The organism is Mycobacterium sp. (assembly GCF_040509115.1).
GTDB lineage: Bacteria > Actinomycetota > Actinomycetes > Mycobacteriales > Mycobacteriaceae > Mycobacterium.
Genome location: NZ_JBEVLO010000257.1, coordinates 1 through 24,362 on the forward strand (window position 1 = coordinate 1; position 24,362 = coordinate 24,362).

A 24,362-nucleotide genomic window follows, 5' to 3' on the forward strand; every position below is an offset into this window, starting at 1 on the left:
ACGATCCTCGGCTTCTACGCCAACTGCGGCATGGCCTGGGTCGTGGTGGTCGCCTCGGACATCGTGTTCAACAAGTACCTGTTGAAGCTCTCGCCGATGCAGCCGGAGTTCCGGCGCGGCATGCTGTACAACTTCAACCCGGTCGGCTTCGGTTCGATGCTGATCGCGGCAGGCGTGTCCGTGATCGCCTTCTTCGGTGGACTCGGTGCGGCCATCCGTCCGTACTCACCGCTGGTGGCCATCGGCCTCGCGCTGGTGCTTCCGCCGATCATCGCGGTCGCCACCAAGGGCAAGTACTACCTGCGCCGCACCGACGACGGCATCGACCTGCCGATGCTCGACGAGCACGGCAACCCGTCCGATGCGCACCTGCGGTGCCACGTCTGCCACCACGAGTACGAGCGGCCGGACATGATCAAGTCGGCGAGCGTCGATGGCTACATCTGCTCGCTGTGCCTGTCCACCGACAAGACCGGTGAAGAAGTGCTTCCCGCGCAAACGTAGAACTGAGCGTGAAGGGACGGGCATAGCCGATATCGTCTGCGGCTATGCCCGTCTTCTTGCGCAAATGGCTCGGCATCGGCGAGCTGCCCGACGACATGCGGGCCGAGGTCGAGGCCGAGGGCGTGCTTCACCTGGCCGAGTTCGTGCCGGTGACGTACCGCTTCTCGGGCACCGTCCCCGGCAAGACCGCCAAGGGGAATCTGAGCAGCTACGTCGGGGCCTTGGCGATCACCAATCAGCGGGTGCTGGCCACGCTGTCGTCGGTCCCGAAGAAGGCCGGCCGATCCGTCGACCACCGCTGGGACGCCAAGGACGGCACGATGGTGCAGGCCACCCTCGACGACTCGGGACTGACGCTCAGCGGGTCTGATCTCTCCGTCGTCGATCCGACGTTCTCCGGCTCGGTGTCACTGCACTACAAGACCGAACTGTCCGACGAGCTGCTGGCGCGGCTGCCTCGCCGGACGTTCAGCTTCGACGTCCCGCCCAAGTTCGTCTACTCCGTCTGCGGGGTACCGCAGCGCAAGTAGGCAGGTCCCGCGCGTGCCCTATTCGCCGACGTCGTCGACGTACACCCAGCGGCCGCCGCGGCGCTGGAAGCGGCTGCGCTCCTTCAGCGCACCCGGATGTCCCGCATTCTCGAACCTGGCGGTGAACTCCACTTCCCCGTGCTCGTCGTCCACGCCGCCCGCCACCGTGTCCGTCACGTCGAGGGACTGCCACACGATGCCAGGGTCGACGTTCACGGGGCTGGGCCGGGTGCGCGGGTGCCACGTCCGAAACAGGTAGTCCGGCTCACCGCACGCGTAGGCCGAGTACCGCGACCTCATCAGTTCCTCGGCCGTCGCGGCATGCCGCTCACCGTGATGCAGGGGTGCGCAGCAGACGTTGTAGCCGGAGCCGCTGCCGCAGGGGCACGGACGGCCGAAGGCATCGCTCACGGCAACCAGCCTGTCACGCCGGGCGGGTGCTCAGCCACTTCGTGAAGGCATGGGTAAAGGCATGGCTGGCACAGGCCAGAAGACTGCGGCGGAGCCGGGTCGACTTAGGTTGGCACGGACTGCTTTCCGGAGTGGTCCTTCTGCAACGCGGCGAGCTCGGAGCGCAGACCGCCCGCGTCGCCCCCCGCATCGACGCGCCGCATCGAGGGTGCGGCGCGTTTCCGTGACCAAATCCGCTGGCAAGGAGCCCGCCACGAGCCGTGATGCTACGGGACCACACGCCGCCCACCTGCGACTCAGCGATTCCTCGAACACGGAGAAACGAGCCCAAATCCGCCACGCGCGACTCCAACGCTTGCCGATTGAGCGAAGAACCTGTTCCGTATATCCCTGATGACGGACAACGTGCTCCTCGTGCACTGGCACGATCTCGGCAGATACCTCGGCGCCTACGGTCACCCCGACGTGTCAAGCCCCCGACTCGACCAGCTGGCCTCCGACGGCATCCTCTTCACCCGTGCGCATGCCACCGCCCCGCTGTGCTCACCGTCGCGAGGCTCCCTGTTCACGGGTCGCTACCCGCAGAGCAACGGGCTCGTCGGGCTCGCCCATCACGGCTGGGAGTACCGGGCGGGGGTGCGGACACTCCCCCAGCTGCTGTCCGAATCAGGTTGGCACACCGCCTTGTTCGGCATGCAACACGAGACGTCGTTCCCGAGCCGCCTCGGATTCGACGAGTACGACGTGTCCAACTCGTTCTGTGAGTACGTCGTCGACCGGGCCATCCACTGGCTGGAGCACCCGCCCGAGAAGCCATTCCTTCTGACCGCGGGCTTCTTCGAGACGCACCGCCCCTATCCACACGACCGCTACCAACCCGCCGACGCGAACGCCGTCGAGTTGCCCGACTACCTGCCCGACCTCCAGGACGTGCGCGAGGATCTGGCCGACTTCTACGGTTCGATATCGGTGGCCGACGCCGCCGTCGGTCGGCTGCTGGACACCCTCGCCGAGACGGGACTCGACGAGAGCACCTGGGTGGTCTTCGTCACCGATCATGGCCCTGCGCTGCCGCGAGCCAAGTCGACGCTGTACGACGCGGGTACCGGAATCGCGCTCATCGTGCGTCCTCCAACGCGGTTCGGCACGATCGGTCGGGTCTACGACGACCTGTTCAGCGGCGTCGACCTGCTTCCCACCTTGCTCGGGGTGCTCGGCGTGCCGATACCCGGTGACGTCGAAGGACTTTCACACGCACCGAACGTGCTCGACGGTCTCGCCGAAGAGGCACCGATCCGTGGCGAGGTCTACACGACGAAGACGTATCACGATTCCTTCGATCCGATCCGGGCGATCAGAACCAAGGACTTCAGCTACATCGAAAACTACGCTCAGCGTCCACTTCTCGATCTACCGCTCGACATCGAACAGAGCGCGCCAGGCAGAGCCGTCGCTCCGCTGAGCGCAGCGCCCCGGCCCAGTCGTGAGCTCTACGATCTGCGCACCGACCCCACCGAGCAGGACAACCTCCTGACCGGCGCGGTGAGCGACGACGCGGAGGCCACCGCCAGTGAGATGGCGCTGCTGCTCAACGATTGGCGGGAGAAGACCAGGGACGTCATTCCGTCCGAATTCGCGGGAACCCGCATTTCAGCCAGGTACACCGAAACGTACATGCACATCAATGGAATACAATTGCCGAGCCGATCGGCGATGGCATCCGAACGCGGGATCGGTGACGAGATTCGGTCGGCACAATGATTTTGCTCGTGACGATTCGAATGATGGCCTAGCCGGCGAATAGGCGACGCCATTTGCATCCGGTTAGGCTCACGCCATGTCCACCCCGACCGCGTATCTGGTGCTTGCCTCGCAGCGTAGCGGCAGCACGTTGCTCGTCGAGTCGCTCCGTGCGACGGGGGTGGCCGGTGAGCCGCAGGAGTTCTTCCAATACCTGCCGACCACGAGTCAGTCACCTCAGCCGCGGGAATGGTTCGCGGACACCGGCGACGAGTCGATCCTGCGACTACTGGATCCGCTCGACGAGGGTAAGCCCGACCTTGCGCCGCCGGAGATCTGGCGCGACTACATCCGCACGGTTGGTCGCACCCCGAACGGAGTGTGGGGCGGCAAGCTGATGTGGAACCAGACCCCGCTGCTGATGCAGCGTGCCGAAGGACTTCCCGACCGCTCTGGCACTGGGCTGCTCGCCGGGATCCGCGACGTCGTCGGCTCCGATCCGGTGTTGATCCACGTGTACCGGCCCGACGTGGTGTCCCAAGCGGTGTCGTTCTGGCGCGCCGTGCAGACCAGGGTGTGGCGGGGCCGTCCCGACCCCGTGCGGGATGCCCGTGCGGAGTACCACGCGGGCGCCATCGCCCACGTCGTCACGATGCTCAAGGCCCAGGAGGAGGCGTGGCGCGCCTGGTTCGCCGAGGAACGAGTCGACCCCATCGACGTGTCCTACCCGGTGCTGTGGCGAAACCTCACCGAGGTGGTCGGCACCGTCCTCGAGGCGCTCGGCCTCGATCCGAGGCTGGCTCCCGCACCGGTCCTGGAACGACAGGCCGATAGCCGCTCGGACGAGTGGGTAGACCGCTACAAAGCCGACGCCGAGAAGGAAGGGCTGCCGCTGTGACGACCGTGGCCAACGACACCCAGGTCGACGAGTTGCGCCTCCTCGAGGCCGAGTCGGTGCACATCATCCGCGAGGTGGTCGCCGAACTGCAGCGACCCGTGCTGCTGTTCTCCGCAGGCAAGGACTCGATCGTGTTGCTTCGGTTGGCGGAGAAGGCGTTTCGGCCATTCCCCCTGCCCTTTCCCGTGCTGCACGTCGACACCGGGCACAACTTCGACGAAGTGATCGAGTTCCGCGACCGCCGCCTCGGCGAGCACGGTCATCGGCTGATCGTCGGCTCGGTGCAGGAGTCGATCGACTCGGGCCGAGTCCCCGACCCGGGGCCCGGCGCCTCCCGCAACCGGCAGCAGACCCGCACGCTGCTCGACGCTCTGGAGGCGGGGGGATTCGACGCAGCCTTCGGCGGCGCCCGCCGCGACGAGGAACGAGCCAGGGCCAAGGAACGCATTCTGAGTTTCCGCGACGAGTTCGGCCAGTGGGACCCGCGGGCGCAACGCCCGGAACCCTGGTCGCTGTACAACGGGCGGATCAAGAAGGGCGAACAGGTGCGCGTCTTCCCGCTGTCCAATTGGACCGAGTTGGACATCTGGCGCTACATCGAACTGGAGAACCTGGAATTGCCGTCGATCTACTTCGCCCACGAGCGCGAGGTGCTGGCAAGGGATGGCATTCTGCTGGCCGTCTCGCAGTACGTGCAACCGACGGGTGACGAGACCTCGGCCGTGGAGTGGGTCCGCTACCGCACGGTCGGCGACCTGACCATCACCGGCGCGGTCCGCTCGCACGCCACCGACATCGCCGGCGTCATCACGGAGATCTCGGCGGCGACGGTATCCGAACGAGGCGAGACCCGAGCCGATGACCGTACGTCGGTCGCGGCGATGGAAGACCGCAAGCGGGAAGGCTACTTCTGATGGGGGCGAGCGAAGCGACGGGAATTGATCCAGGGGCGAGCGAAGCGACGGGAATTGATCCAGGGGCGAGCGAAGCGACGGGAGGGGCGAGCAAGACCCGCCAACTGCTGCGGATCGCCACCGCGGGATCGGTCGACGACGGCAAGAGCACGCTGATCGGCAGGCTCATGCACGACACCGACAGCCTGCCGCTGGACCATCTCGAGGCCGTCACCGACGAGGAGGGCATCGCCGACCTGGCCGCGCTGTCGGACGGGCTGAGGGCCGAACGCGAGCAGGGCATCACGATCGACGTGGCCTACCGGTTCTTCTCCACCGAGAACCGCAGCTACATCCTGGCCGACACCCCAGGTCACGAGCGGTACACCCGCAACATGTTCACCGGCGCCTCCAACGCACACGTCGCCATCCTGCTCGTCGATGCTCGCGCCGGGGTCTTGCGTCAGACCCGCCGCCATGCGCGCATCGCAAAGCTGTTGGGCATCAAGCACTTCGTGGCGACCGTGAACAAGATCGACCTCGTCGACTTCGACCAGGGTCGGTTCGACGAGGTCGCCGCGGAGCTGCAGCAGATGGCCGCTCGCCTCGGGGGCGCCGAGCTGTCCGTGATCCCCATCGCCGCCAAGCTGGGCGACAACGTCGTCCACCGTTCCGAGAACACCGACTGGTACACCGGCCCCACGCTGCTGGAATACCTGGAGAGCATCGAACTCTCGGCACCGCAGCCCGAGGCCGCCAAGCTGCGGCTGCCCATCCAGTGGGTCTCGCGACCCACCACCGAACAGCGTCGCCGCTACACGGGTCGACTCGCAGCGGGCACCGTCAGCGTCGGCGACTCGGTGGTGTCCCTGCCTGCGGGCACCCGCTCCACCGTCACCGCCGTCGACACCCTGGACGATTCACGCAGTACCGCCGTTGCACCACTGTCGGTTTCGCTCGAGCTTGCCGACGACATCGACGTCGGCCGCGGCGACGTGTTCGTCAGCGGCTCCGACGATGCGTCGCTGCCGGTGCTCGCCCGCGAGCTCGACGCGACGGTCTGCTGGTTCGCCGAGACACCACTGCGGGCGGGCGACCGGATCGCCCTCAAGCAGACGTCCAAGACGGTGCGCGCCACGGTTCAGGCCCTCCACACCCGACTGGATCCGGAGACGCTCGACGAACTCGACAATCCGGTTGAATTGTCGCTCAACGACATCGGTGAGGTGACGCTGCGCACCAGCTCGGTGGTGATCGCCGATTCCTATAGCGACAACCGGGACAGCGGCGCCTTCATCCTGATCGACGAGACGTCCAACGAGACCATCGGCGCCGGCACCATCATCGAGCCGCGCGAGGTGAAACCGGGCGCGCAGACCCGCAACGACATCCGCTGGCACCCTTCGTCACTGGATCGCGAGCACCGCTGGTCTGCCACCAGCCAACGGGGTGCGACCATCTGGTTCACCGGCCTGCCCGCGTCGGGCAAGTCGACGTTGGCCGTTGCGGTGGAACGGGCACTCGTCGAATCGGGTGACGTGGCCTATCTCCTCGATGGTGACAACATTCGGCACGGCCTTTCCGACGACCTCGGCTTCTCCGCCGGTGATCGGGCCGAGAACATCAGGCGCGTCGGGCATCTCACGCGCCTGTTCGCCGACGCCGGTGTGGTGGCACTGGCCTCGCTGGTGTCGCCGTTGAAGTCCGACCGGGACATCGCCCGTGCACTCAACGACGCAGCCAAGCTGCCGTTCATCGAGGTGTACATCTGCACGTCCGTCGAGGAGTGCGAGAAGCGCGACCCCAAGGGCCTCTACGCGAAGGCCAGGTCCGGCGAGCTCAAGGGCCTCACCGGTGTCGACGCCCCGTATGAGGCTCCGGAGAATCCGGACCTGGCGCTGGACACCACGGGGGCCGACATCGACGAACTGGTGGAACGGGTGCTCGAGGTGCTCCGAGCCAAGCGCGACGGCGGGTAGTCGTCGCCAGAACCGCCCACGTCTATTCCCACTTCGCACTCGGCGAAATACCATTCCCCGCTGCCAGGTCCGTTGGTTAGGGTCGATGTCGTGACCCTCAAACTTGGCTACCAGATTCCGAACTTCTCCTACGGCACCGGTGTCGAGAACCTCTTTCCGACCGTCGTGGCCCAGGCCCGCGAAGCCGACGACGCCGGTTACGATGCCGTCTTCCTGATGGATCACTTCTACCAACTACCCGGCCTCGGCACGCCCGATCAACCGATGCTGGAGGCCTATACGGCGCTGGGCGCCCTTGCCTCCGTCACCCAGAACGTGCAACTCGGCACGTTGGTCACCGGCAATACGTATCGCAATCCCACGCTGCTTGCGAAGGCGATCACCACGCTCGACGTGATCAGTCAGGGCCGCGCGATCCTGGGCATCGGCACCGGCTGGTACGAGCTCGAGCACGATCAGCTCGGGTACGAGTTCGGCACCTTCACCGACCGATTCAACAAGCTCAACGAGGCCCTCGAGATCATCCTGCCGATGATCAAGGGCGAGCGACCGACCTTCTCCGGCAAGTACTACCGCACCCAGGAGGCGATGGCCGAACCCCGCTTCCGCGACCACATTCCGTTGATGATCGGCGGCAGCGGCGAGAAAAAGACCATTCCGTTGGCGGTCAAGCACTTCGACCATCTCAACGTCATCGCCGGCTTCGACGAGATCCCGGCCAAGGTCAAGGCGGTCAGGGAGCGCTGCGAGGACATCGGACGGGATCCGGCCACGCTGGAGACCAGCATGCTCGTCACGGTGGTCGTCGACGAGAAGGCGACCCTTGACCAGGTCCCCGAGGCACGGCGTCAGCGCGCCGTGATCGGCACCCCCGAGGCCGTCGCCGACCAGATCAAGACCAAGGTGTTCGATGCTGGCATCGACGGCATCATCTTCAACATGCCGAGCTACACGCCCGGTGCCGTCGCAGCGGTGGCGGAGGCCCTAAAACCAGTGCTGCCGTAGGGACTGCCTGACCCGTCGGCTGCTAGCCCACCTGCGCGACCACGAAGATCCTGCGGAACGGAAAGAACGTGCGTCCGTCCGATCTGGCCGGATACCTGTCGTCGAGCATGGGAATGAGCTCACGTCGGAACTGCTGCCAATCCTCTTCACTGAGCGCGGATTTCACCGGGGTGAGGGCAGTGCCGGTGATCCAGTCCAGCACCGGATGCTCGCCGGTGAGTTCGTGGACGTAAGTGGTCTCCCAGGTGTCGACGGCGCAGCCCGCGTCGGTGAGCAACGCCGCGTACTCGGCGGCGGAGTCCGTCACCTTGCCGCCCCGGAAGGGGATGTCGCGCAGCGCGTCGAGCCACTTCGGGCTGCCTGCCAGCTCCCACACCGCCGCATGCGACGGAGCGTCGAAGTTCCCGGGAACCTGCACGGCGATCCAGGCCCCGACCGGCAGCTCACCGGCCCAGCGCACCATCAGCTCGCGGTGCGAGGGCACCCACTGCAGGGCAGCGTTGCTCAGCACGACGTCGGTGTCCGGTTGCGGCGTCCATGCCTCGAGCTCGCCGACGCTGGCCTCCAGACCGCGTTCACGGGCGGCGGCCACCATCTCCGGCGAGCTGTCGACGGCTTCGATGACGGCGTCGGGCCAGCGATCGGCCAGGGTGACCGTGAGGTTCCCGGGCCCGCAGCCGAGGTCGACGACGCGGCGCGGTGACTCCGCACCGACCCGGGACAGGAGGTCATAGAAGGGCCTGCCGCGATGATCCGCGAAGGCCAGGTAGACATCGGGGTTCCACACCACCTTGGTGGTACTCCTCTCGTGCGGTAATGCCATCCTGTCTGATGATGGACGAGTCAACTGCCGTACGGGCAATCTGGGAATCGCTGGGGTTGCCCGGCATCGTCGACGTCCACACCCACTTCATGCCGAAAAGCGTGATGGACAAGGTGTGGCAGTACTTCGATGCCGCCGGACCCCTCGTGGGGCGCGTCTGGCCGATCGCCTACCGCAGCGATGAGGAGGCCCGGCTCGACACGCTGCGCTCCTTCGGGGTACGCGCCTTCACGTCGCTGGTCTATGCCCACAAGCCCGACATGGCATCGTGGCTGAACCAGTGGTCGGCGCAATTCGCGGCGGCGACTCCGGACTGCCTTGCCACCGCCACGTTCTTCCCGGAACGCGGTGCCGAGGCGTACGTCGCCGCGGCCATCGACGGTGGTGCCCGCGTGTTCAAGGCGCACGTCCAGGTGGGTGGTTACGACCCGACGGATCCCCTGCTCGACGGGGTGTGGGGGGTGCTGGAGGACGCCGGGACACCCGTCGTCATCCACTGCGGGTCAGGTCCGCAACCGGGTCCGCACACGGGACCCGGGCCGATTGGAGCCGTGCTGGCCCGCTACCCGCGCTTGCGTCTCGTCATCGCCCATCTGGGGATGCCCGAGTATGGCGACTTCCTCGATCTCTGCGACCGCCATTCCGAGGTCAGGTTGGATACGACGATGGTATTCACCCCGTTCGTCGAGGAGCTCATGCCGTTCCCGAGAAGCGACCTGGGTAGGCTGCGCGCGGTCGGTGACCGCATCCTGTTCGGCAGCGACTTCCCCAACATCCCGTACGGCTACGTCGAAGCCCTCCAGGTGCTGACCGCGCTGGACGGCGTCGACGAGGAGTGGCTGCGCGGCGTGTTCCACGACAACGCCGCCCGACTGTTCGAGCTGCCGATCGCCTGACCCGACCTCGACGGCCGGGATAGCATCGCGCGTGGCCGATTCGCAGGCGGGGACCGCCGCCGAACCCGTGGATCCACCCCTTCCGATCCCCGACGTGGCAGGCGCCGACGCGACCGCCCGCGGCCTACCGAGACGGGTCGATCTCACACTGCAGCAGAAGCTCGTCGTCGACTCCTCGGCCGTCGCCGATCTGGGTTTGCGCACGGCGATCGCCTCACTCGTCGGAGCGGCCATGCTACCTCGGGTCGCAGGTGCGGCGTTGCGCCGCAACCACTTCCGCGCCGAACGCGAAGCCCTGCGGTTCTACGCCGAGCTCGCCGCGGCCAAGGACCCGGAAACGTCCTTTCCCGCCCCGAGGGAACCACCCCGCGTCGCATCGCGCCCAGCCAACCCGGTCGCGGAATGGACCGCACACGGTCGGGTCACGAACATCCGGTTCACTAGCAGCTTCGAGGCGGTCAACCCGGCCATGCGGGAACGCCGCCGCGGGTACGCCCGCAACAACGTCGTGCACGCCCAGCACTGGCAGCACGACGACGGACCGCATCCCACGCTGTGTCTGATCCACGGCTTCATGGGTTCGGCGTATTTGTTCAACGGCTTGTTCTTCTCGTTGCCGTGGTTCTACCGCTCGGGTTACGACGTTCTGTTGTACACGTTGCCCTTTCACGGTCAGCGGGCCGAAAGACGGTCGCCCTACAGCGGTTACGGGTACTTCGCGGACGGCCTGTCCGGTTTCGCCGAGTCGATGGCGCAGGCGGTGCACGACTTCCGCTCGGTGGTCGACTATCTCGAGTACACGGGCGTCGACCGGATCGCGCTGACCGGGATGTCGCTCGGCGGCTATACCTCGGCGCTGATCGCAAGTGTCGACGACCGCATCCAGGCCGTCATTCCCAACGTCCCCGTGGTGACCCCCGAGTCGGCGTTCGACGACTGGTTTCCGGCCAACCTTCTCGTCAAGCTGGGCAACCGCGTGACGGGCACCGACCGCGAGCTGTCGGCGGCCGCGTCGATGTACCACTCCCCGCTGAACTACCCGCCGCTCGTCGCCAAGGATCGTCGACTCATCATCGCGGGTCTCGGCGACCGCCTGGCGCCACCCGAGCAGGCCGAGTTGCTCTGGAAGCACTGGGATCGGTGCGCGTTCCACTGGTTTCCCGGCAACCACGTGCTGCACGTCAGCCAGCCCGACTACCTCCGCCGGATGACCCGCTTCCTGCGGCCGTTCATGCTGTCCTGATCCGCGTCTATCCGGTGTTGTCCCGGTTCCCTGGGATGGCCGTCGGCGCGCCCGGTGCCGTGACGGGCGGTGTGAAGAGGTTTCCTCCGGTGGGGTTGATGCTCTTCTCCGTCGGCGCGGGCTCGGGCGCCGAAGTGGCAGGAGCCTCCGTCGTGGTTGTCGCGGTGGTCGTCGTCGGGGTCTCACTGGTCGACGGCGACTCCGAACCGCCACCACCGCAGGCGGCGAGCGACACTGCCAGTCCCGCGGACGCGACTGCTGCTGCGGCCATTCGCAGGATTCGAACGGTGGCTCGGGTGTGTGTCATCTGTCTCCCATCGGTACGGCGCCGGATCTCCGGTCCGAGTAAACCAACCGGCGCGCGATTTGACGCACGATCGCTGAAATCGTGGGTAACGCCACGTTTCGCGCCGGTCCACCCGAGGGGCTCGCAGGGGTCGGTCTGGCTGGGTGACGCCGACTAGTGGAGCTTGGTGGCACACACCAGGCTGTTCGCCGCCGCCATCGGACCGGCTTCCGGATCGTCCGCGGGGATGGGCCTGCCGACGGAGTCCAGATAGTCCGTCAGCCGGGTTGGCGTCGCCTTCCAGCCCCGCGCACCGAACCACTCGTCGGCCGGAGCGATCTGCTCGTTGTAGACCAGGGTGAAGAACGTTCCGTCGTTGCCTGCGTCGCGCTCCTCTTGCCGCCGGGCCTCGAAGACGGCCTGCGGCATGGGTCTGCCCTCCTCGACCGCGATCCAGCTGCCCGGGCTGGACAGAGCGTCGATGCCCGCGAACAGCTGCTCCTGTGCGTCGGCGGGCAGGTAGATGAGCAGGCCCTCGACGATCCACGCGGTCGGCGCCGCAGGGTCGAACCCGGCGTCGCCCAGCGCATGGGGCCAGTCGTCGCGCAGATCGACGGCCACCTCGCGGCGATCGGCCGTCGGCGCATCCCCCAGCTCGGCCAGCGCGGCTCGCTTGAATTCCAGCACCTTCGGCTGGTCGAGCTCGAAGACGACCGTGCCGTCCGGCCACGGCAAGCGGTAGGCCCGTGAGTCCAGACCCGCTGCGGCGATGACGATCTGACGGACACCCGCGGCGACGGCCTTGGCGAAGTACGTGTCGAAGTACTTGGTGCGCGCGCCCTGAAAGGACACGAAGTGCCCGCCGAAACTGGTCTCGAGCAGTTGCGCGCCGTGACTGCCGGAGGCCGTGCCGTCGAGCACGTCGGCCCACTCGCCGCCCACGGCCCGGCAGAACACCTCGGCGTAGGGATCCAGCGCGAGCGGCTCAGCCTTCTGCGCCTCCAATGCCCTTGCGGCGGCGACGAACAATGCCGTCGACCCGACACTCGTGGTGATGTCCCAGGTATCGCCATCGGTTCTCACGCGCCCGACCATACGCTCGAATCCTGGCAGCCAAAGACGCTCACGTCGCTCGTTACACCAGCGGCCTGCCGGTCCTGATCCGCCAGTCGAGATCCTTGAGCAGCACGTTGAACGGGAATTGCCGAACGACGCGGGGCGACAGGTGGGTCCCCGTTCGCAGCACGGTCATCAGGCGGTCGAACCGACGCTGGCGCCTGGCGTCCCACGGCAACCGCATCTCGTCGCGGAAACGTTGCGGCAGAAAGCCGGTGGTGATCAACAGGGCGAAGTCCTCGTGCCAACGTTGCAGCGGGCCCGGCAGTCGCACACCGCGGATCCGGCTCGCCGCGATGGGAAGCAAATACTCGCGGACGGTGTCGTCGATGTGCACCTCGTCGAGCGAGCGCTGCCAGTACACGTCGAACGCCGCCCGGTCGGCGGGCCACATCTCCGGCGGCACCTGCAGGGTGGTGCCCAGCGAGATGCCCTCGGCGTAGTGCCGGTCGGCGGTCTCGTCGTCCATCTCGCCGACGAACGTGCGATAGGAGTCGACGGCGCCCTTGTACAGGCACGCGGCGACCCAGAGCTGCAAGTTCTTGTCGAATGCGTGGTACTTCACCGGGCTCTCATCCGTGGAGTACACCTGCGCGTGGGCCCGGTTCACCGCCCGCCGGAACGCAGCCTTCTGGGCGTCACTGCCACTGCCCGCGACGGCCAGATAGGTAAAGGTGGTGCGGGCGCGTTTGATCGGATGCCGGTCGACGCGACCGCTCTCGACCCGGCTCTCCAGCACGCCGTAACCGACGCCCGGCCTGGCCAGTTGCATGATCACGTTTGCCGGACCTAGCAGCAGGCCCACGCCGAGCAGACCCTCGTCGATCGTGGGTCCCGCGCGGCGTTTGAGTGGCCGCCGCGGGCCGGCCGTGGCGGCAGGCGCACTGATCGGCCGCTCGACGAGACTGTCGCTGACCTCCATGGCCTCTTCCCCTCCCGGCCCGCAAATGTGCGAACGCGTGTTTCCAGATATTGCCCCGTGTACCTGACGGGTGTCAAGATCGTGGGCATGGCACAGCAGCGGCCCTACGGTGGCGTCGACGCGCGGGATCGCATCTCGGAGCGTCGACGCCGGTTGCTCGACGCCGGCCTCGATTTGCTGGGCGGCGCCGACGACCCGCCCGAGCTCACCGTGCGCGCCATCTGCGCCGCCGCCGGCACCTCGGCGCGGTACTTCTACGAGAGTTTCACCGACAAGGACCAACTGGTCGCCGCCGTGTTCGACCGGGTCATCGCCGACATCGCCGCAACCACTCAGGCCGCCGTCGCAGCAGCACCGCGTGCGGAGCAGAACCGCGCGGGAATCGCCAACCTGGTTCGCACCATCGCCGGCGACGCCAGAGTCGGAAGGCTGCTGTTCAACCCGCAACTCTCCCATCCGGTGCTCGCACGGAGGCGGGCCGAGCTCGGCGGCTTCTTCGCCCTGCTGGGCGGCCAGCACGTGAGCACCGCCTATCAGCTGCCCGAAGACGAGGGGGTCAAGGCCGTCGCCCACTTCGTCGTCGGTGGGGTCGGCCAGACCATCAGCGCGTGGGTGTCCGGCGCCATCCTCCTGGACCAGGGCCAGCTGATCGATCGACTGGCCCGGCTGGTCGACGAGATGGCGGTTCGCGAACTACGGCAGCGCTAATACGTCACCCGGTGACCAGCGCCCCCGGCCGTCGTCGGTGGCACCGTCACCGTGCCGCTCTCGGTGAATTCCCTTTGCCAGCAGGAGAACTCGACCGGGTCCCGGACGTCAAATGAGCGGACGTACACCCCGGGACGGCCATTTGCCGTCACGAAGGTCCGGGGTCTGGTCAAGATCAACAACTGAATCTAACATCAGAATCAGGTCGTATCAATGATGCGATTGGACCGTCGAGTGTGCAGCCTGCCCGTCGAGAACCCGGTCGATCCTCGACGAGACGGTACCCAGTCGACGCCGAGGAGAGGGGGTCGCCAGTGATGGTCGCCCCGACCGAACGGTTACCCACCCTTCGGGGTAGGCAGACTCAGGCCGCCCTCGACGCCGCAGCGCGAACAGTGGTCGCGCGCAAGGGGATTCTGGCCACCACTGTCGCCGACATCGCGGCGGAGGCAGGCAAGTCGACGGCGTCGTTCTACAACTACTACGACTCGAAGGAGGCCATGGTCCGGCAGTGGGCCGTCCACTTCCGCGACGAGGCCCGCGAACGCACCACGTCGGCCACCGCGCCCGACCTCGACAGCCGCGAGCGGGTCCACCGGGCGGTCGCCGCACACTGGCACTCCTACCGACACCGACTTGCCGAGATGATCGGTGTATCGCAGCTAGCGATGATCAACGACGACTTCGCCAAGTACTGGTCCGACATCTGCGAGCCACCGACTGCGATGATCACATCGATGGTGAAAGAGGCTCAACGCGAAGGATTTTCGATTAGCGACGATCCGCACCTCGTCGCCGTGGCGATGGTGTCGATGCTCAACCAATTCTGCTACGTGCAACTGAGCGGCGCTGGGGGCGCCGCCGCTTCGGTAGACGACGACGCCTGCATCACCACGCTGACCAACGTCTGCTACCGAACGATCTACGACAAGGGGGCGGCACGGGGATGACGAAGAACTTGGGGGGATTGGGGACGCCGGGGGTGACGCGGGAGTTCATCGGAGTGGACTCCCCCACCGCTCGCCGAGCAGGGTCCGGCGGCCATCCGTGCCAGGGCATCTACTACCGCGGCGTCGGCCGCAAACCAAAGGTGGCGATGATCGCCACGCACTATCAGGTCGATTTCTCCGAGCACTATCTCGCCGATTACATGGCCACCCGCGGGATCGGCTTCCTCGGCTGGAACACCCGTTTCCGTGGCTACGAGAGCAGCTTTCTGCTCGATCACGCGCTGGTGGACATTGCCGTCGGTGTGCAATGGCTACGGGACACCCAACACATCGAAAAGGTGATCTTGCTTGGCAGTTCGGGTGGCGGTTCACTGATGGCCGCTTACCAGGCTCAGGCCGTCGACCCCCACGTCGTGCCCGTGGACGGGATGCGGCCCGCCACCGGACTCGGTGACCTGCCCCCTGCCGATGGTTACGTGGCGAGCGCGGCGCACCCGGGACGGCCCGACGTCCTCACGGCGTGGATGGACGCGTCCGTGGTGAACGAGAATGACCCGCTGGCAACCGATTCCGCGCTGGATCTGTTCGCCGACCGAAACGGTCCGCCGTTCTCCCCGAAGTTCGTCGAGCGGTACCGGGCCGCGCAGGTCGCCCGCAACCATGCCATCACCGCGTGGGCCGTGAAGGAGCTGAAACGCGTTCGTGCGGCTGGCTTCTCGGATCGTCCCTTCACGGTGCTGCGCACCTGGGCCGATCCCCGCATGGTCGATCCCACCCTCGAACCGACGAGGCGCCCACCCAACACCTGCTATGCCGGGATACCTGCCAGAGCCAATCGGTCTGCCCACGGCATCGCCGCCGCCTGCACGCTGCGCAGCTGGCTGGGGATGTGGAGCCTTCGTACCGCGCAGACCAGGGCGGAGCCCCACCTCGCACGCATCGAGTGTCCGGCCCTGATCATCAACGCCGAGCAGGACACCGGCGTGTACCCGTCCGATGCCCGCCGCATCCACGACGCCCTGGCGAGCACGGACAAGTCACTGTGTTCGATCGACTCCGACCACTACTTCACGACACCGGGAGCGCGCAGCGAGCAGGCCGACGCCATCGCCCGCTGGATCGCCAAGCGCTTCCGCTAGCGGCCCAGCTAGCGTGGAGCGGTGACGCTTCGAGTGCTGGCCCATTTCACTCCCGGTGACAAGGTGGTCGATCTTCTCGCTCCTCAAGCGGATTGGCTCGACGTCCGCTACGCCGCGCCGGACGACGACGACACGTTCTACCGGGAGCTCCCTCACGCCGAGGCCATTTGGCACGTCCTGCGGCCCTTGACCGCAGAGGACCTCGAGCGCGCGACGCGCTGCAAGCTGGTCCACAAGCTCGGGGCCGGCGTCAACACCATCGACGTCGAGGCTGCCACGCGGCTGAACATCGGCGTGGCGAACATGCCAGGCGCCAACGCGCCGTCGGTGGCCGAGGGCACGGTTCTGCTGATGCTCGCCGCGCTACGCAGGCTGCCCGCGCTAAATCTGGCCACCCGCGAGGGCAGGGGATGGCCCTTGGACGCGACCCTCGGCGAGACGGTGCGCGACATCGGCGGTTGCACCGTCGGCCTGGTGGGATACGGCAACATCGCCAAGCGGGTCGAGGCGATCGTCACCGTCATGGGCGCCACCACGTTGCACACCAGCACACGAGACGACGGCACTCCCGGCTGGCGGCCGCTTCCCGAACTGCTGGCCGACAGTGACATCGTCTCGCTGCACCTGCCGCTGACCCCTCAGACGTCGGCCCTGCTCGACGCTGACCGGCTGGCGCTGATGAAACGCGAGGCGGTGGTGGTCAATACCTCGCGCGGTCCGATCATCGACGAGCGGGCGCTGGTCGATGCGCTGCGCGGCGGCCGGCTCGCCGCCGCAGGACTCGACGTGTTCGCGGTCGAACCGGTGGAGCCGGACAATCCACTCCTCGCTCTGGACAACGTCGTGGTGACACCCCACGTCACCTGGTACACCGTCGACACGATGCGGCGCTATCTCGCCGAGGCGGTGGACAACTGCACCCGTCTGCGCGACGGCAGGGACCTGGTGAACCTGGTAAACGAGGTTGACCCCATCGGGCGATGACGGCCCGGGTACCCTCGTTCCCAACCCACCGGTTGATACCCCACCGGTTGAGACAAGGTCGCCCCCAAAGGAGCAGGCATGCCCATCGCAATCCTTTCCGAACACAACGACCTCGCTGATTCCGTTCGGGAGCTGATCAAGCGCGTCGCGCCCTCCGAGGTGCTGCACGACGCCATGGAGACGCCGATACCCAACCCGCCGCCGTTCTGGAAGGCCGCCGCCGAACAGGGCCTGCAGGGCCTCCACCTGTCCGAAGACGTCGGTGGCCAGGGCTTCGGCATCCTGGAGCTGGCGATCGCGCTCGCCGAGTTCGGCTACGGCGCGGTGCCCGGTCCATTCGTGCCCTCCGCGATCGCCAGCGCGCTGATCGCTGCGAACGACCCCGCGGACAAGCTCCTCGAAGGACTGGCCTCCGGTGCGACCATCGCCGCCTACGCCATCGACTCCGGGTTGACGGCAACGCGGCAGGGCGGTGGGTTCGTCATCCGCGGCGAGGTCCGTGCTGTGCCCGCCGCCGCGCAGGCCTCACTGCTTGTGCTGCCGGTCTCGATCGACAGCGGTGAGGAATGGCTGGTCCTCGACGCCGACCAGGTCGAGATCGAACCCGTCAAGAGCGTCGACCCGCTGCGCCCGCTGGCGCACGTGCGGGCCAACGCCGTCGAGGTCGCCGACGACCGCGTCCTGTCCAACCTCAGCCGGACCCAAGCCCGCGCCCTCATGTCGACGCTCCTGTCCGCCGAGTGCGTCGGCGTCGCCCGCTGGGCCACCGACAGCGCCGCCGAATACGCCAAGATTCGTGAGCAGTTCGGCCGTCCGATCGGGCAATTCCAGGCCATCAAGCACAAGTGCGCCAACATGATCGCCGAGACCGAGCGCGCCACCGCCGCCGTGTGGGACGCCGCCCGCGCCATCGACGAGTTCGCAGGCGGCAACCGTGAGGCGTCGTACGAATTCGCCGCCGCCGTCGCGGGCACGCTGGCCCCCGTCGCCGCGCAGCACTGCGCCCAGGACTGCATCCAGGTGCACGGCGGCATCGGCTTCACCTGGGAACACGACGCGGGCGTCTACTACCGCCGCGCGATCGTGCTCGCCGCCTGCTTCGGCCGCGCCGCCGACTACCCGGAACAGGTCATCAAGGTCGCGACCACCACCGGCATGCGATCGATCGACATCGACCTCGATCCCGATACCGAGAAGCTCCGCGAGGAAATCCGCGCGGAAGTCGCTGCGCTGAAGTCGATTCCGCGCGAGGAGCGCAACACCGCCATCGCCGAGGGCGGCTGGGTGCAGCCGCACCTGCCCAAGCCGTGGGGCCGCGCGGCGGCGCCCATCGAACAGATCATCATCGCCCAGGAGTTCTCGACCGGACAGGTGAAGCGGCCCGCGATGGGCATTGCGGCGTGGATCATCCCCTCGATCGTCGCCTACGGCACCGACGAGCAGCAGCAGCGCTTCCTGCCGCCAACGTTCCGCGGCGAGATGATCTGGTGCCAGCTGTTCTCCGAGCCGGGGGCAGGCTCCGACCTCGCCAGCCTGACGACCAAGGCCACCAAGGTCGACGGTGGGTGGCGCATCACCGGTCAGAAGATCTGGACCACCGGCGCGCAGTACTCCGCGTGGGGCGCACTGTTGGCCCGCACCAACCCGTCGGCGCCCAAGCATGGGGGCATCACCTACTTCCTGCTCGACATGGCCGCCGAAGGCGTGGAAGTGAAGCCGCTGCGCGAGCTGACCGGCAACGCGATGTTCAACACCGTCTACATCGACGACGTCTTCGTACCCGACGAGATGGTGCTCGGCGAGGTCGACCGCGGCTGGGAGGTCAGCCGCAACACGCTGACCAACGAGCGGGTGTCGATCGGCAGCAGCGAGCCGCCGTTCCTCGCCAGCCTCGAGCAGTTCGTCCAGTTCCTGAAGGATGGCCAGTTCGACCAGATCGAGAAGAACGAGGCGGGCCGTCTGATTGCCGAGGGCCACGCCGCCAAGTTGCTCAACATGCGCTCCACGCTGCTGACGCTGGCTGGTGGCGACCCGATGCCCGCCGCGGCGATCTCCAAGCTGCTGTCCATGAAGACGGGCCAGGGATACGCCGAGTTCGGGGTGTCCTCGTTCGGCACCGACGCGGCAATCGGGGATCCCGAGCAGCTGTCCGGCAAGTGGGCGGAGTACCTGCTCGCCGGTCGCGCGACGACGATCTACGGCGGCACGACGGAAGTGCAGCTGAACATCATCGCCGAGCGATTGCTCGGGCTGCCGCGCGATCCGTAAGTCCATGTGAGATCGTTCCTGTGTGCCCGCTGCTCGATTTGCTCGCGCGGTTGAATCGCAGGCCGTGTCGGAGTTGCTCGACGCGGCCACGGTCGCGCCCGCCGGGCTGATCTTCGAGGGCGAGGCGGGCATCGGCAAGACCACGCTGTGGCTCGACGCAATCGACCAGGCCCGCGAGCGCGGTTTCTCGGTGCTGACGTCACGGCCTGCGGCCACCGAATCCGTACTGGCCTACACGTCCCTCGCCGACCTACTCGGCTCCGTCGATCCTTCCGTGTGGACGGAGCTGCCCAAGCCGCAGCGCCACGCCGTGCACCGGGTACTCCTGCACTCGGACGACGGCGTGGCGACCGACCGGCGCGCGGTGGCGGCGGGCTTCCTGGCGGTAATCCAAGCCCTCGCCGCGAACGATCCCGTGCTCCTCGCCGTCGACGACCTGCAGTGGGTGGACCCCTCCAGCCTCCACGTCCTCGCCTTCGTCGCGCGCCGCATGGTCGGTCCGATAGGGGTGCTCGGCGCGGTGCGCACCGACCGGGAGACGTCCGCCGCGGACTGGCTGCACCTCCCCCGCCCGGAACGACTGCGGAGAGTCGGCCTCCGCCCGATGAGCCGTACGGCAATGCACGCCATGGTCTCCGAGCGGCTCGGACGGTCCTTCGCAAGGCCGACGATGCTCAAGATCCACGAGACCTCTGGCGGAAACCCCTTCTACGCACTGGAACTCGCGCGGTCGATCCACGAGAATCCCGACAGCGCGGAAATGCTTCCCGGATCGCTGACCGAACTGGTCGAGTCCAGGGTCGGAACCGTCGACCTGGAGACGGCGGAGGCGCTTCTCGCCGTTGCGTCCCTCGCATCACCGACCATCGACGACGTGGCGCAGGTACTCGGCAAGGATTCGCCGACCGTGGTGTGCATGTTGGAAGCCGTTGAGCGACAGGGCATCGTCATTCTCGAAGGGCCTCGGGTGCGCTTCGCCCATCCGCTGCTGGCGAGGGGGGTCTACTCCCGTGCCTCCGCCGCCGACCGAAGGGCGATGCACCGGCGGCTCGCCGAGATCGTCGAGGAGACCGAGCTGCGGGCCCGCCATCTCGCCCTCGCCGCGACGCAGGCCGACCCGACCACCCTCATGGCGCTCGACGTGGCCGCGGAGGCGGCGCGCAGCAGGGGCGCTCCCGGGGCGGCCGCCGAGCTGACGGGGCTGGCGATCAGGCTCGGCGACGATACGCCGGAACGCCGAATCCGGTTGGCCAGCTACCACTTCAATGCCGGCGACTCCGAGCAGGCGCGACTACTCCTCGAGAAGACGATCGACGGCATCCCGGCTGGCATGCTGCGTGCCAGGGCCACGTACCTCCTCGGCATCGTGCGGATGTTCGACGACAGCTTCACCGACGCCGCGAATCTGCTGCAGAACGAACTGACCGACGTCGACCCCACGAAGGCTCTGCGGGTCGAGATGCTGATCATTCTCGCGTTCGCACAAATCAATTCGAATCGCGGCGCCGAAGCGATGGCGAGCGTGGCCGAAGCGGTCACCCTTGCCGACGAACACGGCAGGCCGCATCTGCTGAGTCAGGCGCTCGGAATGCAGGTGACCCTGCGCTTCATGGCGGGTCACGGGTTCGACCGCGTGGCAATGGATCGGGCGTTGGAGCTCGAGGACCACCGGGTCAGCGTGCCGATCGCGATCCGGCCCACCTCCCAGAGCGCGATGTTGGCGGCGTGGACTGGTCGGCTCGTTCAGGCCGGTCACGAAATGGCCGAACTCCGCAGGCACTGCCTCGAGCACGGCGAGGAGAGTGAGCTGATCTTCGTCAGCTTCCACAGCGCGCTGACCGCGATCTGGCGTGCCGACTTCGCGGCCGCGGCGCTCGCCGCCGACGACGCCGAGGAGCGGGCACCGCAACTCGGCGGCGACGTACCCCGCTACGTCGCGCTGATCACCCGGGCAATGGTGGAAGTGCACGTCGGCGACGTCGAGGTGGCCCGCAGGGACGCCGAGGATGCGCTAGTGGCAGGCACGCGATCGGGTGCGGCCAACCTGTCCATGTGGCCGGTGATGGCGCTGGGCTTCCTCGACGTCTCCCTCGGGAACTACGCGACGGCCCTGGAAACGCTGCGCCCGCTGATGCTTCGCCTGGAAGCCCAACCGGACGTCACCGAGATCATCTCCGCCTGGTTCCTGCCCGACGCCGTGGAGTCGATGATTCAGCTGGGGCGGCTCGAGGAAGCCGAACCCTGGGTGCATCGTCTCGTCCGCAACGGCAATCGGCTCGACCGGGCGTGGATGCTGGCCGTCGGGGGGCGTTGCCGAGGGATGCTGCTGGCCGCGCGTGGCGAGTTGGACGCCGCGGTCGAGGCGACCGAGGCCGCGATGGCGCAGCACGGCCGCGTGCCCATGCCGTTCGAGAGGGCGAGGACACAGCTGCTGCTCGGCCAGCTGCAGCGTCGGCAGCGACGCCAGGACACCGCGGCGAACACCGTTGGTCAGGCACTGGCCACCTTCGAGCAGTTGGGCACCGCGGTTTGGGCCGAACGCGCCCGCAACCAGCTCACGCGGGCAAACCTGGGTCCGCGACGCGAGTCGCAGCTGACGCCGTCCGAACGACGCGTCGCCGAACTCGCCGCGACGGGCATGACCAATCGCGAGGTCGCCGCCGCGCTGTTCATCAGTCCGAAGACGGTCGAGTCCAATCTCTCCAGGGTCTACCAGAAGCTCGGCATCCGGTCGCGGGCCGAGCTCGGTCGGCGGATCGGCGAAGGCTCGGGCTAGTCCCACCTCGCCGACTGCTGCGTCACGGTCGCGGTTGCGCGAAAATCACGACCAGGCGGCAGAATTCGACGCCCGGCGACGCGTGCGGATGAGCGCCGACGGGCTGCGCGCGTGCGTCCGGGCATATCATCGCCTCGCGGGTACTGGACGGAGGTCGGCGACGAGCGGCAAGGACACGAGCGGCAGGGACTCAGGCGGCAGGGACTCAGGCGGCAAGGACTCAGGCGGCAGAGACTACGGCGTGACCCTGCGTCAGCTGCGCTACTTCGTGGTGCTCGGCGAGGAGCTCAACTACCGGCGCGCCGCCGAGCGCCTGTTCATCACGCAGCCCGCGCTGTCGACGGCCATCAAGCAGCTCGAGCATCAGTTCGGCGTGCAGCTCTTCACCCGAAGCACCAGGGAAGTTGCCCTGACCGATCTCGGGGCGGCATGGCTTCCGCAGGTGCAGCAGGCCATCGGCGGCGTGGAAGCCGTCGTCGAGAACCTCGTCACGCTGTCCGGTACGCGAAAGGGCGTGCTGCGCCTTGGCTATCTGATCGGCACCGGTGCGGATCTGCTGTTCCGGATCGTCCGGCACTTCGAGTCGGCCTATCCCGACGTCACGGTCGAACCCATCGAGTTCGACTTCGCCGACCCCACCGCCGGCCTCGGCGACGGCAAGACCGACGTCGCGCTGATCCGCCCTCCGGTCGACCTGCCCGGGCACCGGATGTTGATGCTCGACTCCGAGTCGTGGGTCGCGTGCTTGCCGCGTGACCACCGCCTGGCCGGTCGCAGCGAGGTGGTCATCGCCGAACTCCTCGACGACCCGATCGTGTGCGCCCCGCTCACGGCGGGGCCGTGGCGTGACTACTGGCTCGCAATGGACGCGCGCGGCAACCGGCCGCCGAACATCGCCGCCGTCGCCGCGACGTACGAGGCGGAGACGACGTCGATCGCCCGCGGGCTCGGGATCAGCTTCACGTCGTCATCAGTGGCCCGCTTCTACGACCGACCGGGAATCGTTTACGTACCCATCACAGATCGCCCGCCGAGCTTCACCGCCCTGGCGTGGAACCCGGGATCACTGTCGCCACAGGCAGATGCGCTGGTCAGACACGTTCAGGAACGCTGGAACTTCGGCGAGGAGCACGGCATGGAAAGTCCGGTGAACCCACCCTGACAGTCACTCATAACCGCAGGTAATGAATAGATCAAAACCTGCAACTTCCGCACGCGCGACGGTGGCGCTTTCCTGTCATCAGCCAGTAGTCCAACCGCATGACCTGGAGTGACTCATGACCGACGCCACACGCGTACCCGCCCCACCGAGTGATTCACCACGGCCCACCCTCAATGACGAGGACGCCCATCTCGCCGAATTCGGCTACGCCCAAAAGCTGGACCGTTCGGTCGGCAAGCTTGCCTCGTTCGCGATCGGCTTCGCCACCATCAGCGCCACCACTGCCGTGTTCACCGGCTTCGGGGCGGGGTACTTCACGGCGGGCGGGCCCTTCGTGTGGACCCTCCTCCTCGCCGCCGCGGTGTTCCTCATCTGGGTCTTCATCGCCGCCGACCTCACCGCGAAGATTCCGCTGGCCGGCTACGCCTACCAGTGGACCAGCCGGATCCACGGCTCAACGCTCGCCTGGTTCACCGGAGTCATGGCGCTCGCCGGGTGGATCTGCGGCATGACCGGCGTCGGATTCATCCTCTCCGGCTATCTCGGTGGCCTGTTCGGTTGGGACATGAGCCAGACCGTCCAGATCTTCGTCGCCATCGGCGTCATGGCGATCTGCATGCTCGTCAACATGTACGGCGTGCGATTCGCCACCATGGTCAACAACATCGGCGTCAGCCTGGAGTTCGTCATCACCATCGGTGCGACGATCCTGGTGGCGATCGTCGCCTTCTCGGCCCCCGAGAACCACCAGCCGTTCTCGGTCCTATTCACCGGCGGAACCTCCGACGGCAGCACCCCGTACATCCTGGCCTGGCTGGCGGCCTCCCTCGGGCCGTTCTTCGGCTTGATCGGCGTGGAAGCCAGCGCCGACGTCGCCGAGGAGACCAAGAACGCCCGACACGTCATCCCCCGCACCATGTTCTATGCGCTGACGGCGTCGATCGTCATCGAGTTTCTGATGTACGTCGTCTTCGTGCTGGCGATCAAAGACTCCGCAGCAGTCGAGGCGAACGCCGCGGCGCCGATCGAGGAGATCATCAACCAGCAGGTCGGCCCCATCATCACGAAAATCGTTGTGGCCGTGGCGCTCACCAACGTGATGGCGTGCATCCTGGCCAATATCCTGGTG

The 24,362-nt window shown here is 67.2% G+C and carries 21 protein-coding genes and 1 pseudogene; 17 read left to right on the top strand and 5 right to left on the bottom strand.

The window, feature by feature from the left end; all coding sequences use genetic code 11:
- Positions 1-504, top strand: a pseudogene (locus tag ABW137_RS17375) (hypothetical protein); the annotation flags it as partial.
- A gap of 44 nt (positions 505-548) precedes the next feature.
- Positions 549-1,034 (top strand): hypothetical protein, encoded by a 486-nt coding sequence (locus ABW137_RS17380; protein ID WP_526402166.1) that lies wholly within the window; start codon positions 549-551, stop codon positions 1,032-1,034.
- Positions 1,035-1,052: 18 nt separating this feature from the next.
- Here ABW137_RS17380 and ABW137_RS17385 read toward each other — a convergent pair whose 3' ends face one another.
- Positions 1,053-1,445: a YchJ family metal-binding protein gene (locus tag ABW137_RS17385; RefSeq protein ID WP_526402168.1), complete on the bottom strand. Its 393-nt coding sequence runs from the start codon at positions 1,443-1,445 to the stop codon at positions 1,053-1,055.
- A 393-nt stretch (positions 1,446-1,838) separates the two neighbouring features.
- Here ABW137_RS17385 and ABW137_RS17390 point away from each other — a divergent pair, with 393 nt between their 5' ends.
- The 5 genes from ABW137_RS17390 to ABW137_RS17410 all read left to right on the top strand — a co-directional run bounded on the left by ABW137_RS17390 (position 1,839) and on the right by ABW137_RS17410 (position 7,960).
- Positions 1,839-3,206, top strand: a complete 1,368-nt coding sequence (locus ABW137_RS17390) for a sulfatase family protein (RefSeq protein ID WP_526402170.1) — start codon at positions 1,839-1,841, stop codon at positions 3,204-3,206.
- A gap of 76 nt (positions 3,207-3,282) precedes the next feature.
- Entirely contained in the window at positions 3,283-4,083 is an 801-nt protein-coding gene (gene stf0 / locus ABW137_RS17395; protein ID WP_526402172.1) for a trehalose 2-sulfotransferase, read from the top strand.
- Positions 4,080-4,997: a sulfate adenylyltransferase subunit CysD gene (cysD, locus tag ABW137_RS17400; RefSeq protein WP_526402174.1), complete on the top strand. Its 918-nt coding sequence runs from the start codon at positions 4,080-4,082 to the stop codon at positions 4,995-4,997. The genes stf0 and cysD overlap by 4 nt, the downstream gene beginning before the upstream one ends.
- Positions 4,997-6,955: a sulfate adenylyltransferase subunit CysN gene (gene cysN / locus ABW137_RS17405; protein WP_526402176.1), complete on the top strand. Its 1,959-nt coding sequence runs from the start codon at positions 4,997-4,999 to the stop codon at positions 6,953-6,955. The genes cysD and cysN overlap by 1 nt, the downstream gene beginning before the upstream one ends.
- A gap of 90 nt (positions 6,956-7,045) precedes the next feature.
- Positions 7,046-7,960, top strand: a complete 915-nt coding sequence (locus tag ABW137_RS17410) for an LLM class F420-dependent oxidoreductase (protein WP_526402178.1) — start codon at positions 7,046-7,048, stop codon at positions 7,958-7,960.
- A gap of 22 nt (positions 7,961-7,982) precedes the next feature.
- Here the strand turns inward: ABW137_RS17410 and ABW137_RS17415 are convergent, their stop codons facing one another.
- The gene (locus ABW137_RS17415) at positions 7,983-8,747 is read right to left on the bottom strand and encodes a trans-aconitate 2-methyltransferase (RefSeq protein WP_526402205.1); all 765 of its coding nucleotides are present in this window, start codon (positions 8,745-8,747) and stop codon (positions 7,983-7,985) included.
- Between the two features lie 47 nt (positions 8,748-8,794).
- On the opposite strand from ABW137_RS17415, the gene ABW137_RS17420 reads away from it, so the two are divergent.
- Positions 8,795-9,679, top strand: coding sequence for an amidohydrolase family protein (locus ABW137_RS17420; protein ID WP_526402180.1), 885 nt, complete (start codon positions 8,795-8,797; stop codon positions 9,677-9,679).
- A gap of 31 nt (positions 9,680-9,710) precedes the next feature.
- Complete coding sequence (locus ABW137_RS17425; protein ID WP_526402182.1) at positions 9,711-10,922, top strand: alpha/beta hydrolase family protein; 1,212 nt, start codon at positions 9,711-9,713, stop codon at positions 10,920-10,922.
- Between the two features lie 7 nt (positions 10,923-10,929).
- Here the strand turns inward: ABW137_RS17425 and ABW137_RS17430 are convergent, their stop codons facing one another.
- The 3 genes from ABW137_RS17430 to ABW137_RS17440 all read right to left on the bottom strand — a co-directional run bounded on the left by ABW137_RS17430 (position 10,930) and on the right by ABW137_RS17440 (position 13,246).
- Positions 10,930-11,229, bottom strand: a complete 300-nt coding sequence (locus tag ABW137_RS17430) for a hypothetical protein (protein WP_526402183.1) — start codon at positions 11,227-11,229, stop codon at positions 10,930-10,932.
- A 153-nt stretch (positions 11,230-11,382) separates the two neighbouring features.
- Positions 11,383-12,291 carry a class I SAM-dependent methyltransferase gene (locus ABW137_RS17435; RefSeq protein WP_526402185.1) on the bottom strand — a complete coding sequence of 303 codons (909 nt, stop codon included), beginning with the start codon at positions 12,289-12,291 and terminating at the stop codon, positions 11,383-11,385.
- Positions 12,292-12,343: 52 nt separating this feature from the next.
- Positions 12,344-13,246: an oxygenase MpaB family protein gene (locus tag ABW137_RS17440; protein ID WP_526402187.1), complete on the bottom strand. Its 903-nt coding sequence runs from the start codon at positions 13,244-13,246 to the stop codon at positions 12,344-12,346.
- A gap of 87 nt (positions 13,247-13,333) precedes the next feature.
- Between ABW137_RS17440 and ABW137_RS17445 the strand changes: the two genes are divergently transcribed.
- From ABW137_RS17445 to ABW137_RS17480, 8 genes are all read left to right on the top strand, one after another.
- Positions 13,334-13,954 (top strand): TetR/AcrR family transcriptional regulator, encoded by a 621-nt coding sequence (locus ABW137_RS17445; protein WP_526402189.1) that lies wholly within the window; start codon positions 13,334-13,336, stop codon positions 13,952-13,954.
- A gap of 314 nt (positions 13,955-14,268) precedes the next feature.
- The gene (locus tag ABW137_RS17450) at positions 14,269-14,904 is read left to right on the top strand and encodes a TetR/AcrR family transcriptional regulator (protein WP_526402191.1); all 636 of its coding nucleotides are present in this window, start codon (positions 14,269-14,271) and stop codon (positions 14,902-14,904) included.
- Positions 14,901-16,043: an alpha/beta hydrolase gene (locus tag ABW137_RS17455; RefSeq protein ID WP_526402193.1), complete on the top strand. Its 1,143-nt coding sequence runs from the start codon at positions 14,901-14,903 to the stop codon at positions 16,041-16,043. Before ABW137_RS17450 ends, ABW137_RS17455 begins: the two co-directional genes overlap by 4 nt.
- Before the next feature lie 21 nt (positions 16,044-16,064).
- Positions 16,065-17,027, top strand: coding sequence for a 2-hydroxyacid dehydrogenase (locus tag ABW137_RS17460; RefSeq protein WP_526402195.1), 963 nt, complete (start codon positions 16,065-16,067; stop codon positions 17,025-17,027).
- 78 nt (positions 17,028-17,105) lie between these two features.
- On the top strand, positions 17,106-19,295 hold the full coding sequence (locus tag ABW137_RS17465; protein ID WP_526402197.1) for an acyl-CoA dehydrogenase family protein: 2,190 nt from the start codon (positions 17,106-17,108) through the stop codon (positions 19,293-19,295).
- A 22-nt stretch (positions 19,296-19,317) separates the two neighbouring features.
- Positions 19,318-22,071: a helix-turn-helix transcriptional regulator gene (locus ABW137_RS17470; protein ID WP_526402199.1), complete on the top strand. Its 2,754-nt coding sequence runs from the start codon at positions 19,318-19,320 to the stop codon at positions 22,069-22,071.
- A gap of 241 nt (positions 22,072-22,312) precedes the next feature.
- Entirely contained in the window at positions 22,313-23,233 is a 921-nt protein-coding gene (locus ABW137_RS17475) for a LysR family transcriptional regulator (protein ID WP_526402201.1), read from the top strand.
- A 115-nt stretch (positions 23,234-23,348) separates the two neighbouring features.
- Positions 23,349-24,362, top strand: a 1,014-nt coding sequence (locus ABW137_RS17480) for an amino acid permease (RefSeq protein WP_526402203.1), incomplete at its 3' end; no start/stop codon positions are given.